Source organism: Winogradskyella sp. 266wxhm, from assembly GCF_058964685.1.
Genome location: NZ_CM179559.1, coordinates 2,398,583 through 2,411,395, shown reverse-complemented (window position 1 = coordinate 2,411,395; position 12,813 = coordinate 2,398,583). Strand labels below are relative to the sequence as shown.

The 12,813-nt window shown below is 33.9% G+C and carries 14 protein-coding genes; 6 read left to right on the top strand and 8 right to left on the bottom strand.

Features of this window, described 5'->3' with window-relative positions:
- Positions 1–41 precede the first annotated feature (41 nt).
- Both AC2H4K_RS10670 and AC2H4K_RS10665 read right to left on the bottom strand, forming a co-directional pair.
- Positions 42–2,495: a sodium-translocating pyrophosphatase gene (locus AC2H4K_RS10670; protein ID WP_281138924.1), complete on the bottom strand. Its 2,454-nt coding sequence runs from the start codon at positions 2,493–2,495 to the stop codon at positions 42–44.
- Between the two features lie 130 nt (positions 2,496–2,625).
- Positions 2,626–3,153 carry an inorganic diphosphatase gene (locus tag AC2H4K_RS10665; protein WP_281138925.1) on the bottom strand — a complete coding sequence of 176 codons (528 nt, stop codon included), beginning with the start codon at positions 3,151–3,153 and terminating at the stop codon, positions 2,626–2,628.
- A gap of 257 nt (positions 3,154–3,410) precedes the next feature.
- Here AC2H4K_RS10665 and AC2H4K_RS10660 point away from each other — a divergent pair, with 257 nt between their 5' ends.
- The 6 genes from AC2H4K_RS10660 to AC2H4K_RS10635 all read left to right on the top strand — a co-directional run bounded on the left by AC2H4K_RS10660 (position 3,411) and on the right by AC2H4K_RS10635 (position 8,316).
- Complete coding sequence (locus AC2H4K_RS10660) at positions 3,411–3,746, top strand: arsenosugar biosynthesis-associated peroxidase-like protein (protein WP_281138926.1); 336 nt, start codon at positions 3,411–3,413, stop codon at positions 3,744–3,746.
- Between the two features lie 77 nt (positions 3,747–3,823).
- Positions 3,824–4,879 carry an arsenosugar biosynthesis radical SAM (seleno)protein ArsS gene (gene arsS, locus AC2H4K_RS10655; RefSeq protein WP_281138927.1) on the top strand — a complete coding sequence of 352 codons (1,056 nt, stop codon included), beginning with the start codon at positions 3,824–3,826 and terminating at the stop codon, positions 4,877–4,879.
- A 15-nt stretch (positions 4,880–4,894) separates the two neighbouring features.
- Positions 4,895–5,527 carry a TIGR04282 family arsenosugar biosynthesis glycosyltransferase gene (locus tag AC2H4K_RS10650; RefSeq protein WP_493742393.1) on the top strand — a complete coding sequence of 211 codons (633 nt, stop codon included), beginning with the start codon at positions 4,895–4,897 and terminating at the stop codon, positions 5,525–5,527.
- The gene (locus tag AC2H4K_RS10645; RefSeq protein ID WP_281138929.1) at positions 5,520–6,332 is read left to right on the top strand and encodes a purine-nucleoside phosphorylase; all 813 of its coding nucleotides are present in this window, start codon (positions 5,520–5,522) and stop codon (positions 6,330–6,332) included. The genes AC2H4K_RS10650 and AC2H4K_RS10645 overlap by 8 nt, the downstream gene beginning before the upstream one ends.
- 82 nt (positions 6,333–6,414) lie before the next feature.
- On the top strand, positions 6,415–7,383 hold the full coding sequence (arsM, locus tag AC2H4K_RS10640; RefSeq protein ID WP_281138930.1) for an arsenosugar biosynthesis arsenite methyltransferase ArsM: 969 nt from the start codon (positions 6,415–6,417) through the stop codon (positions 7,381–7,383).
- Positions 7,384–7,419: 36 nt separating this feature from the next.
- Positions 7,420–8,316 (top strand): sterol desaturase family protein, encoded by an 897-nt coding sequence (locus AC2H4K_RS10635; protein ID WP_281138931.1) that lies wholly within the window; start codon positions 7,420–7,422, stop codon positions 8,314–8,316.
- 17 nt (positions 8,317–8,333) lie between these two features.
- On the opposite strand, the gene AC2H4K_RS10630 is transcribed toward AC2H4K_RS10635, so the two are convergent.
- The 6 genes from AC2H4K_RS10630 to AC2H4K_RS10605 all read right to left on the bottom strand — a co-directional run bounded on the left by AC2H4K_RS10630 (position 8,334) and on the right by AC2H4K_RS10605 (position 12,773).
- Positions 8,334–9,785: a nicotinate phosphoribosyltransferase gene (locus tag AC2H4K_RS10630; protein WP_281138932.1), complete on the bottom strand. Its 1,452-nt coding sequence runs from the start codon at positions 9,783–9,785 to the stop codon at positions 8,334–8,336.
- A gap of 84 nt (positions 9,786–9,869) precedes the next feature.
- Positions 9,870–10,292 (bottom strand): nucleoside 2-deoxyribosyltransferase domain-containing protein, encoded by a 423-nt coding sequence (locus tag AC2H4K_RS10625; protein WP_281138933.1) that lies wholly within the window; start codon positions 10,290–10,292, stop codon positions 9,870–9,872.
- Positions 10,293–10,295: 3 nt separating this feature from the next.
- Positions 10,296–10,844 carry a riboflavin biosynthesis intermediates N-glycosidase gene (ybiA, locus tag AC2H4K_RS10620; RefSeq protein WP_281138934.1) on the bottom strand — a complete coding sequence of 183 codons (549 nt, stop codon included), beginning with the start codon at positions 10,842–10,844 and terminating at the stop codon, positions 10,296–10,298.
- Between the two features lie 2 nt (positions 10,845–10,846).
- Entirely contained in the window at positions 10,847–11,632 is a 786-nt protein-coding gene (locus AC2H4K_RS10615) for a metallophosphoesterase family protein (protein ID WP_281138935.1), read from the bottom strand.
- Positions 11,620–12,219, bottom strand: coding sequence for a macro domain-containing protein (locus AC2H4K_RS10610; RefSeq protein ID WP_281138936.1), 600 nt, complete (start codon positions 12,217–12,219; stop codon positions 11,620–11,622). Before AC2H4K_RS10610 ends, AC2H4K_RS10615 begins: the two co-directional genes overlap by 13 nt.
- 2 nt (positions 12,220–12,221) lie before the next feature.
- The gene (locus tag AC2H4K_RS10605; protein ID WP_281138937.1) at positions 12,222–12,773 is read right to left on the bottom strand and encodes a prolyl hydroxylase family protein; all 552 of its coding nucleotides are present in this window, start codon (positions 12,771–12,773) and stop codon (positions 12,222–12,224) included.
- Positions 12,774–12,813: the final 40 nt, after the last annotated feature.

Below are 12,813 nucleotides of genomic sequence, written 5' to 3'. Positions count from 1 at the left end.
ATCATATGAGGCTTTTAAATACTAATAATTATAGTTGCAAACTATTTTGTCTTTTCAACTTTCTCAATTACTTTTTTAACCTTTACTTCTGCATGACCATTCTCTTCATTTAAAGCATCTATTTGAGATTTCACTTCATCAAGTGTACCTTCAACTTTTCTTTCTTCAATAGTTGTAACACCATTTTTGGTAGTCGAACTTTTAATAATACCAACAGCACTTTCTGCTTCACTGTTATCATTAATCTCTACAGTAACTTCTTTAGTAATTTTAGCATCTGTCATAGCCAAACCTTCTTCAGCATCATGATTTCCTAAAATAGGAGCAATAACTAAACCTACTAAACATGTTAACTTAATTAAAATATTCATAGAAGGTCCTGAAGTATCCTTAAATGGATCACCAACAGTATCACCTGTTACGGCTGCTTGATGAGGAGGTGAAGGATTATCATCTTTATGCTTGTAATACGTTTTTCCATTAATTTCCACACCTGCTTCAAATGATTTTTTAGCATTATCCCATGCACCACCAGCATTATTTTGGAAGATTGCCCACATTACACCACTCACACAAACTCCTGCCATATATCCACCTAGTACTTCTGCACCAAGTAAAAAATTATCGTTCACGATTGCTGTTCCAATTCCCATTACTACAGGAGTTACTATAGTGATAAGACCTGGTATAATCATTTCTTTTAAAGCTGCCTTTGTTGAAATATCAACACATTTACCATATTCTGGAATACCTGTACCTTCCATAATTCCTGGTATTTCTCTAAACTGTCTTCTTACTTCTTCAACCATTTGTCCTGCTGCTTTACCAACAGATTCCATAGCTAAAGCTGAAAAGATTACAGGAATCATACCACCAATAAATAGTGCTGCTAACACAGGAGCTTTGAATATGTTTATACCATCAATACCTGTAAATGTAACATAAGCCGCAAATAAAGCTAATGCTGTTAATGCTGCAGAAGCAATTGCAAAACCTTTACCTACTGCCGCAGTTGTGTTACCAACTGAATCTAAAATATCTGTACGTTCACGAACATGTGGTTCTAATTCACTCATTTCAGCCACACCACCAGCATTATCTGCAATAGGACCAAATGCATCAATAGCCAACTGCATTGCTGTTGTTGCCATCATTGCTGAAGCCGCTAAAGCTACACCATAGAATCCTGCTAAAACATAAGCACTCCAAATTGCTACTGCAAAAAGAATTACAGATAAGAATGTCGATTTCATACCAACAGCCAAACCAGATATAATATTTGTAGCAGCACCTGTAGATGAATTCTTAACGATTTTTAAAACAGGTGTTTTACCTAAACTTGTGTAGTAAGCCGTAACCATAGAAATTAAAGCACCAACAGCCAAGCCTATGGTGGCAGCATAAAATACATGTCTAGAAGGAATTGTTTTTAATCCCTCACCGAAAAAGTTCATTTCCATAGTCATTGGTAACATCCAACGAATTAGAAACCATGAAGCTACCCAAGTGATTCCTATTGAAACCCAGTTACCAGTATCCAAAGCTCTCTGAACTACTGATTCCTTAGCATCATTACTAGAAATACGCACTAAGAACGTTCCTAAAATCGAAGCTAAAACTCCTACACCAGCTATTACTAGTGGCAAAAGAATTGGCCCCATATTATTAAATGCATCAGTAAAAGGTGCACCTGTAGACATGTCTCTTATAACATAGTTACCAAGTACCATAGCTGCTAATACTGTAGCTACATAAGACCCGAATAAATCTGCTCCCATACCTGCAACATCACCAACATTATCTCCAACATTATCAGCAATAGTTGCTGGGTTACGTGGATCATCTTCTGGTATACCAGCTTCTACCTTACCTACCAAATCAGCGCCTACATCAGCCGCTTTTGTGTAGATTCCACCTCCAACTCTGGCAAATAATGCTATACATTCAGCACCTAATGAAAAACCTGCTAAGGCTTCAAGAGCAATAGTCATTTCTTCATAAAAAGAACTTTCCCCAGTTACAAACATTTTAAGAAAAACAAAAAAGAATAAGCTAATACCCAAAACTGCTAATCCTGCTACACCAAGTCCCATAACAGTACCACCACCAAAAGACACTTTTAAAGCGTGAGGCAAACTTGTTTTAGCCGCCTCTGCGGTTCTGGCATTGGCATCAGTTGCTATTCGCATACCTATATTTCCTGCCAAACCAGAAAAAACTGCTCCAAAGACAAAAGCCACGATGATTATCCAGTGTGTGGTCGGCACCAAATACGACACTATTCCTAAAGCTACAGCTGCCATTATAACAAATATTAGAAGTAGTCGGTATTCAGCAGCCAGAAATGCTAACGCTCCTTCTTTAATAGATTTAGAAATACCTTGCATTTTCTCATCACCTGCAGGTTGTTTTTTTACCCAAGACATTTTAACGAACATAAACACTAGTCCTACAATCGCTAATACCATTGGTACATAAATTATGTTTGATTCCATAATAGATTATTTATTTGATAAGTTTTTAGTTGGGTAAATGTAGTAAAACCAATTATATTTTACGAAAAAAGCAATATCAATTGCTTGATATTGCTTTTGTGTTAATTTTTAAGCTAAAAAATTTAGATATCTAAATCGTAAATGTACGCTTCTTTTTATGATCACTTTCATCATAACGTTGCACACACTCATGGTAGATTTTTCTTGCTTCAGCAGCATCTCCCCATCCACCTGTATCAACTTTCTTTTTCTCTAAATCTTTATATACCTGAAAGAAATGTTCTATCTCCTTCAATCTATGAGGATTTAAATCACTTATATCTTTATTATTACTCCAAATTGGGTCTGAAACCGGTACACAAATAATCTTTTCATCTGGTCCTTTTTCATCTGTCATATGGAAAACACCAATAGGTCTTACTTCCATAACTACCATAGGATAAGTTGGTTGATGACCTAAAACCAAAACATCTAAAGGGTCACTATCTAAAGCTAATGTTTCTGGTATGAATCCGTAATCCCCAGGGTACATCATTGAAGAAAACAACATACGATCAAATCTGATTTTATTTAGAGTAAAATCATACTCATATTTATTACGACTTCCTTTAGGTATTTCAATTAGGACATCAAAGGTCAATTCTTGTGTTTCTGACATATTTAATTTTATTTTTATTGCTATAAATATCGAATTTATAAGCGTTTGCAAAGATAGTTTATTGTTTCTTTTATTACAATGTAATCTCCATATAAGTGTGCAAATTTGATATATTTATTTTATTACACTAAAATTGTTTTGGTTTCATTAATACCTGCTTTAAATTTTTAGTGTTCTTAAAATTTCATTGTAATCATTTTGATTTAATCTCGACAAAAGCCTTATATTGATTTTTCGTACAAAAATAAAATACTATTATGTCTAAAACATATTATGATCCTGCAGATTTAAGAAAATTTGGAAAAATCTCTGATTGGAACGAAGAGCTCGGCAGCAAATTTTTTGATTATTATAATTCTGTTTTTAAAGAAGGTGCACTTTCTGAAAGAGAAAAATCATTAATCGCTCTTGCAGTTGCACATACTATTCAATGTCCCTATTGTATTGACGCTTATACTGGAGATGGACTACAAAGAGGTATTACTAAAGAAGAAATGATGGAAGCCCTTCATGTTGCCGGAGCAATACGAGGTGGAGCATCTTTGGTTCATGGTGTGCAGATGATGAATAAAGTGAATAAATTAGATGGATAAAATTTCCTTTTGATTTATCCTAACGGAAACCATCCATATTAATCTGAATTGTAACGCAAGAGAGCAAAACATTATTAATGATTACCAAATCTTTACATAAACGCAATAGCGATTTAGCAAAAAGTAACAGACAGCTAGAAATTCTTTCTAACGGAATATTTCAAAATGGTGAACTTCCTAAGTTCAAAGATAAAATTGCTGAGACCAATCAATTTCCGTTAAAAACCAAAAAACTTGAAATCCTTCAAATTAATGTTGGATACATGTGTAATCAAGTATGCGATCATTGCCATGTCGATGCTGGTCCTGACAGAACAGAAATAATGACAAAAGAGACCATGCTACAATGTTTGGATGTTATAAAAAATACTGGAGCACATACTTTAGACTTAACAGGCGGAGCTCCTGAAATGAACCCTAATTTTAGATGGTTTGTTGAGGAAGCTGCTAAAGCAGGCATTAAGGATTTTATTGTTCGTTCTAATCTTACCATCATTAGAGCCAACAAAAAATATCTTGATTTACCTGAGTTCTTCAAAAAACATAATGTCCATGTAGTAAGCTCTATGCCACATTGGACACGCGGAAAAACTGACAAACAACGTGGTGATGGTGTTTTTGATAAATCCATTCAAGCTTTACAAGAACTCAATGCTGTTGGTTATGGCATGCCAGAAAGTTCATTAAAATTAGATTTAGTTTACAATCCATCTGGTGCATTTTTACCAAGTAACCAAGCTTCTATGGAAAAGGATTTCAAAAAAGCATTGCTAGAAGATTTTGGTATTCATTTTCAAAACTTATTTGCCATTACTAACCTTCCTATTAGTCGATTTTTAGATTATTTAATTGCTTCTGAAAATTACGAAGACTATATGTATCAGTTAGTAGAGGCTTATAACCCAGTTGCTGTTGCCAATGTGATGTGTACCAACACACTTTCCGTAAGTTGGAATGGCTATTTATACGATTGCGATTTTAATCAAATGTTAGAACTTCCTGTAAATAGTAAAATTAAGCACATTTCGGAATACAACGAAGAGATTTTAGAAGGCAGAGATATTGTGATTTCCCAGCACTGTTATGGTTGTACGGCTGGTGCAGGTAGCAGTTGCCAAGGAACAGTTGCTTAGGCTCAAAAAAGGAATATGATGACAGAAGCACTCGTAATCGTTTTTGTAAAGAATATAAAATTAGGTAAAGTAAAAACCCGATTAGCCAAAACCATTGGAGATCATGGTGCCTTTGAAGTTTATAAAGAACTAGTAAAGATTACCAAAAATGCTACAGAAACTCTAGGTTATGATAAACACATCTATTTTTCAGATACTGTTATAGATAACAAATGGAAAAATGATTTTAAAACAACTCAAAAAGGTGAAGATTTAGGCGAACGCATGCTCAATGCTTTTAAAAATGGTTTTGAAGCTGGATATAAAAAAATCGTTTTGATTGGTTCAGATTTACCAGAAATCAATGCAGATCATATTAAAATAGGCATAGAAACTTTAGATAATAATGAGGTTGTTTTCGGTCCGGCTGAAGATGGTGGGTATTATTTGGTGGGTATGTCTAGTTTGATTGAAGACATTTTCCTTAACAAGCCATGGAGCCAACCTTCACTTTTAAAGACAACGTTACAAGAGTTACACAATCTTAATATTTCAGTTGGTATTTTAGACGTTTTGAACGATATTGATACTTACGAAGACTTAATAGCTTCAGACTTTTATAAAAACAACAAAAAACTACAAGAAAAAATTCAACAACTCAATGATTAAATTTATAGAAGAGAGTACAGAATATTTAAAACATAAGGGGTTTGATAAACCCGAAGTCGGTATTATTTTAGGAACTGGCTTAGGACAACTCATCAATGAGATAGAAATAGAAGCTGAGGCGAGCTATAACCACATACCTAATTTCCCAACGGCAACCGTAGAGTTTCACAAAGGCAAGCTTATTTATGGCACCCTTAGCGGAAAAAAAGTCGTAGTAATGCAAGGCCGTTTTCATATTTATGAAGGTTACACGTTTCAGGATGTCACTTTTCCTGTGAGAATAATGGAAAAACTAGGTATTAAAACACTCTTAGTTTCTAATGCTGCTGGTGCTGTTAATCTAGATTTCAAAAAAGGCGAATTAATGCTTATTGATGATCATATTAATCTACAAGGAGGTTCACCTTTGGCGTTTAAGGGAGTTTCTGAATTAGGAGAGCGTTTTGCAGATATGAGTGCTCCTTATGATGCAGAAATTATTTCAAAATTTGAAAATATAGCTTCAGAACACAACATTACATTACACAAAGGTGTGTATGCTTCGGTTGTTGGGCCTCAACTTGAAACACGTGCCGAATACAGAATGCTAAAAATTATTGGAGCAGATGCCGTTGGAATGAGTACTGTACCAGAAATTATTGTAGCTAATCATCTCAACCTAAAAGCTGCTGCCGTTTCGGTATTAACAGACGAATGTGACCCTGACAACTTAGAACCTGTGAATATTTCGGACATCATTGCGATGGCAAACAAAGCAGAACCTGATATGATTACGTTATTTAAGGAATTAATTAAAACACTTTAATAAATAAGTTAACAGTCCTTAGTAAGCAGTTTCCAGTCTTACTTTTACTGTTTTCTGATGACTTTTTACCGCAGACTAAAATATGAGTTACCTAGAAACCACAAAAGACATATATAAAGAAGCAGCATTAACACCAGATGTTGGGCTATGTTGTACAACAAATCCTATTTGGGAGTTACCTGGTTTGAAGATTCCAAGGATTATGCAAGAGATGAACTACGGTTGTGGCTCAACGGTGCATGCCCGTGATTTAACCAACAATCCAAAAACACTTTATGTTGGTGTTGGTGGTGGCATGGAGCTACTTCAGTTTGCTTATTTCAGCAGACAAAAAGGAGGAGTTATTGGTGTGGATGTTGTAGATGAAATGTTAGAGGCTTCTCGTAAAAATTTCAAAATTGCAGAAGAGCAAAATGATTGGTTTAAATCAGAATTTGTTGATCTTAAAAAAGGTGATGCAATGCATCTTCCGGTTGAAGATAATAGCATTGATGTCGCAGCTCAAAATTGTTTGTTCAATATCTTTAAAGCTGACGATTTAAAGAAAGCCATTGCAGAAATGTATCGTGTGTTAAAACCTCATGGACGTTTAGTTATGAGTGATCCTACTTGCGAGCAGCCTATGAACGATGACTTACGAAACGACGAACGCTTAAGAGCACTTTGCTTAAGTGGCAGTTTACCAATTGCTGACTATGTAAAAACTCTAACAGATGCTGGATTTGGAACTATTGAAATTAGAGCACGTAAACCCTACCGAATTTTAGATCCGAAGCATTACCCAACAGATGAATTAATCTACATAGAATCTATTGAAGTAGCAGCCATAAAAGATCCTATGCCTGCTGACGGACCTTGTATTTTTACAGGAAAAGCAGCCATTTATTACGGAGAAGATGATTATTTTGATGATAAAGCAGGACATGTATTATTAAAAAATCAGCCTTTAGCTGTTTGCGACAAAACTGCTGGTGCACTTGCTGGTTTGGGTAGAGATGATATTTTTATTAGTGAATCTACCTTTCATTATGATGGTGGAGGTTGTTGTTAGAAACCAACTTTTATTCGACAATTAAATGTTGACATTTTGGAAAAGTATTTAGACATTATTAAAAATTCGTATTCTGGATATTGGAACTATCTAAAATTTGAACTCATAGATATTAATCATTGGGATAATTATTTCTATGGTTTAATTGCAATTTCATTACTAGTTTGGATACTGGAATTGATTTTCCCTTGGCGAAAAAACCAACCTATTTTTAGAAAAGACTTTTGGTTAGACACTTTCTATATGTTCTTCAATTTCTTTTTGCTGAACTTAATTGTTTTCATCGCGCTTTCTAATACTGTATCCGAATTTTTTAATGATATTCTGGCCACAATAGGCTTATCTGTTAAAGATTTTGAACTCTTTGATGTTGACAATCTACCGAAATGGCTGGGCTTATTTATCTTCTTTTTAGTGGCTGATTTTGTACAATGGAATACACATCGCTTGTTACACCGCGTAGATTGGCTTTGGAATTTCCACAAAGTGCATCATAGTGTAAAACAAATGGGATTTGCTGCCCACCTACGTTACCATTGGATGGAACCTGTGATGTATAAATCTTTACTTTATATTCCAATCGCTATCATTGGCGGTTTTGATGCTCAAGATGTGGCTATCGTTCATTTTTTTAATATTACAATTGGTCACTTAAACCATGCTAACTTAGGTTGGGATTATGGTATACTAAAATATATTTTTAACAATCCTAAAATGCATATTTGGCATCATGCCAAAGAACTTCCTAAACATGCTAGGTATGGTGTAAACTACGGAATTACTTTAAGCCTTTGGGATTACATCTTTAAAACCGATTATATTCCATATAGTGGTAGAGATATTGAACTAGGTTTTGAAGGTGATGAAAATTTTCCAAAGGATTTTGTGAGTCAGGAATTGTATCCTGCTTTTCATAAAAAGAACAACACCTAACGCACTAGGATTGTTAATTACAACTTTACTCGATTTCTAATGTCTTGTAACGTATCATTTATCAACAGCTTACCACCTTTAAAGACTTCCTTAAGTTCACCTTGCTGTTCTTCTTCCCAAGATACTTGATCTTTCATGATGTAGCGACCTTCAGTTTTTTCAATTTTAATTAAGCCTTTAGCAGATTTTTTGGTACCGTCATCTGTTATAGGATCTTTGTAAATTTCTCTTCCAACTCCATTAACTTCACCGTAAGTTGCTTTCATGGCAAAACCAAACGTATCTCTGGTGTTATATTGATACGTAAATGAACCAATACCCAACACCACGTTAGTAGACGCAAAACCCTTTTGTTTTAGACGTTCACAAATATCCTTGGCTCTTTCTAGAGTGATACTATCTCCGTAAATAGCTCCAATATGACTATCTAATTCTTTGTACCCTTTCTGGTTGGTTTTACCACCAAAAATTTCCCAAAGTAGTTGAATAACTCCTTTCTGTTCAGCTTCTGTTTTTCCGTTTGGATTACCACAAATGATATCAGCTGGATCTCCAGAGTCTGGTCTGATGACGACTTTTCCTTCTCGACTTAGGACTTCATTCTTTAGATTTGGAAGATACTCTGTCAAGACTTTCCATAAATCCCAAGTATCTGAAACTATCGACACAATACCGTTAGGATAAATATCTGTAATTAAACGCTTGAAGGTTTCTTCCTCACCTTCATTGGTTCCCATACACATAACAGAATGTTCTGTTGCTGCAACAGATCCACCAATTAATTCTGTATCGGAATTCGCATTGTAATAGTCTTCAAAAAAATCAATTGATGGAATTGTGTCCGTTCCCGTAAAACTCAATAAATGTCCTGCTGAAGATATGATAGCAGCTTCCAAACCTCCCATACCTCGCATTGAAAAGTCATGACCTTGCCAATCTACAAATTCTGGTATTGTTGACGTTTCTTCTGCATAGGTATCTAAAATTTTACGATACTGTTTTGCGATAGTAGCCGAGTTACATGGCAACCAAAGTGTTGTAGATAATAAAGTTTCAAAATAATTAGTTAGCCAAAAAAACTCTGGTTTTGTATTGTACATGGTAAGCATTGGTACTCGAATTGGTACAGAAACACCTTCTGGCAATGCTTTTACAACCATAGGTAAATATCCTAAGTCGTGTAGGTCCTCGATATGTTTTATACCTACTTTATTTTCGTCTAAATAATTATTGATACGTCTTTGATATTTCTGACAAACTATATCTTTTGGTTGACTGAAAAAATCTTTAGTAAACGCTTCAATCATATATTTTTTGATGAAGTATTGCAACCCAAAAAATACGACCTCTTCTATTCCTTCTATTCTACTTTTGCGAGGTGTCCAATTAGAATACACTAAAGTTGTTTGCTCTGGATATTGTCTGCGATGGTCTACTTTATAACCGTCTGTGAATAATAATGGGTTCATAATATATTAATTTGCGTAATTATTACACAAATATAAAATGAATTATACTAGAAAACAATTATTTTGTGTAAAAAATACACAAAATTAAAATTTAACTTGCTCGAGCTTTTGAAATAGAGGTATATCATACTTCTCGCAAAGAGTTTCTACATACCTATATTGATAAAAATCGTACGGACAAATTACTACAAGTTTACCTGATTTTGAGTATAACCCTAGTTCAACCAAAGAGATTGGTGATTTTGCTTCTGATAAAAAATTTAATAAAATTTTATCCGCCAGTTCTAAAGCATCTAACTCCCAATTGATATGCTGCTTCATTTCTTTATCTTTTAAAAGATTATGATCTGGTCTTGTTGGATCAAAAAAATGAATGAATTCATTTGAGTTTTTGCACAAACTTTCTCTCCAAGGATTTGACTCTTTAAAGTCAATACTTCCCGCTAAAAAGTAATATGAATTTTCTTTTTCTTTTGACGGTAAGGGACTGAAAGCTGTATAAACCATTATTTAAGAAATTAACAAATCTCGTACCTCCATTAAAGCAAACCCCAATAAGTTATCTCCTCTCCAAAGATTTGGATTCTGTGCTTTCTCATCATTTTTAGCCAATCCTATTCCCCAAATACGATCGACTGGACTTGCCTCTACTAAAACTCTATTTGAAGTTGTAAGTAGATACTCTTTTAATTTTTTATTTTGAGAAAACTTATGATAATTACCTTGCTTTACGAACTCATACTTAAACTTTTCCCAAAGTTCATTATCAAAATTGGCTACTTTTCTTCCTAACATTTTAGCTTCATGTGGATTATTTGATAGTAGAATCTCTTTTAATGTTTTTTCGTCCTCAAATAATCTCGCTTTCTCAGCCATCATATAATGTTCTGCTGTTTTATATGTTATATCAGAAACATTGAAGTCGGATTCCCACCATTGACTAAAACAACTACTTATAATTGAGCCATCTTTACTAGGTTGGTGTCCCCAGAAAAACAAAAACTTTAAATTCTCACCTGAGTTATACCTTTGAATTGTATTTTCTCTTGTGTACTTCATTTCTATAATCGTCGTTTAAAATTGATTATTCGGTTTTTATAAGATATGTTGTTTCTACCTGTTTCCTCAGGATAAAAAGTCATTACCTCATCACTCTGAAAGACTTCCTTTGTATCAATATTTATAGCTGACAATTTCCCTGTAAATGCTGCACCTGTATCTACATTCCAAACGTTTATGGCATTCATAGGTTGATTTTCTTTAAAGTTTATTGTTGGTGTATGACCTATATAAATTTCGTTGTAATGCTTTAATCTATTTGGATATAAGACGGAATCTTTATGAATACGTTTATCCATGGTTAAAGCCATTTCCCAAAGTGTACGATCATAATAAAAAGTCTCTTGATTAACTTCTTTTAAAACGCCATGCATAGAGGTAAAACCAGCATGAAGAAAGAGTCTGTTTTCTTCATCGATATGAAACATTTTCATGGTTTCGAAAAAATTGAGATGTTCTAATTTTTCGTCTTCAGTAAAGTTCTTATAGCTTTCCATGGTTTCTTTTCCGCCATGCAAATACCAAACCTGATTTACATCTCCAGTTCTTAACCATTGTTCTGCCCAAGCATCATGATTACCTTTAATAAAAATACAATCATAGGAATTAGAAAACTCAATTAAATACTGAATAACCTGAGCAGATTCGCTCCAACCATCGACATAATCTCCTAAAAAAATAAATGAATCCTTATCGGAATAGTCTAAACGCTCTAACAATTGTTGTAAGGCTTTTAAGCCTCCGTGTATGTCGCCTATAGCAAATGTTGATGTATTTAATGATGCCATATTAAACTATTCTCATTTAATTTTATTTGAAATCTTTGTGCGTCCCCAAACTCTTTGAAATCTCTTTTTTTACCTAAAACAACTTCTTCATATGCCAAAAACATTTGTTCTGCAGCAATATGATAAGGCATTCTGCCACAACCTGTACATAGTCCTGGAATACTAACAGAATTAATATCATCGTGGTTTTTGCACGCGATTAAAATTGCTTTCATAGCCAAATACGCATTGATTGATGTCGCAATATTAAAGTTCATAGGAACTCTCATAGTTGGTGCAGATATTAAATATGGAATTTCAGAATTTCCAGTTTCTAGCACCATAGATGTACCAACCAGCAATTCGCCAAGATCAGAATTTTTAATTTTCTCTTGTAGCTTCTCTTGTATATGCCAACCAAAATGTTCGGATAGCACATAATCTAAGCTACCATCCATAAAGCCAAATGAATTAGCTGGACTTACAATAGCATCAGATTTTACCTTTGTAATATCTTCATTTATTATATAAACATTGTCTATTCCTGAAAATGCCTTTTCCCAAGCTTCTCCTAAGAAATTATCTATGTAAACTAATTTTATTTCCATAATCATTTCTCTAACTTATACATAATATCTGTTCTTAACACATACTTTGTTCCTGATATTATTTCTTTTCCTTCGTGTCGCAAAGGATGATGAAACACTAATGCCATTCCTGTTTTTGGTTTTATGGTGATTATTTTTCTGAATTCTGTTTCACCACCTTCATAATCATCATTCAAATAAATTAAAAATGACAAAATACTAAATTCGGTTTCATTACGCTCATAGCTACCATCTCTATGCATTTTGAAACGTTGGCCTGCATTATATCTATAAATTCTAAACATTTCATTAAGACCAATAGCTTCACTAGAGCCTATTTTACTCGGTACAAATGGTTCTATTTTTGACCATAAGGTTTCTGCTAAGTTTTCATCAAAAAACAATAGTCTGTCATTATTACGAACTCCTTTTAGCATTACTTGAGTACCTCCCATATTTACTTTAGCCTCTTCGAAACTTTGTAACTCAGATTTTTCTATATAATCTGAACATTCTTTTAACGTTAGAAAGTCTTCAATTATAAATATTTGTGCATCTAATTGTATTTTATTCATCTTAATCAAAAATTATAAATTTAACAAGAACACCTAAAGC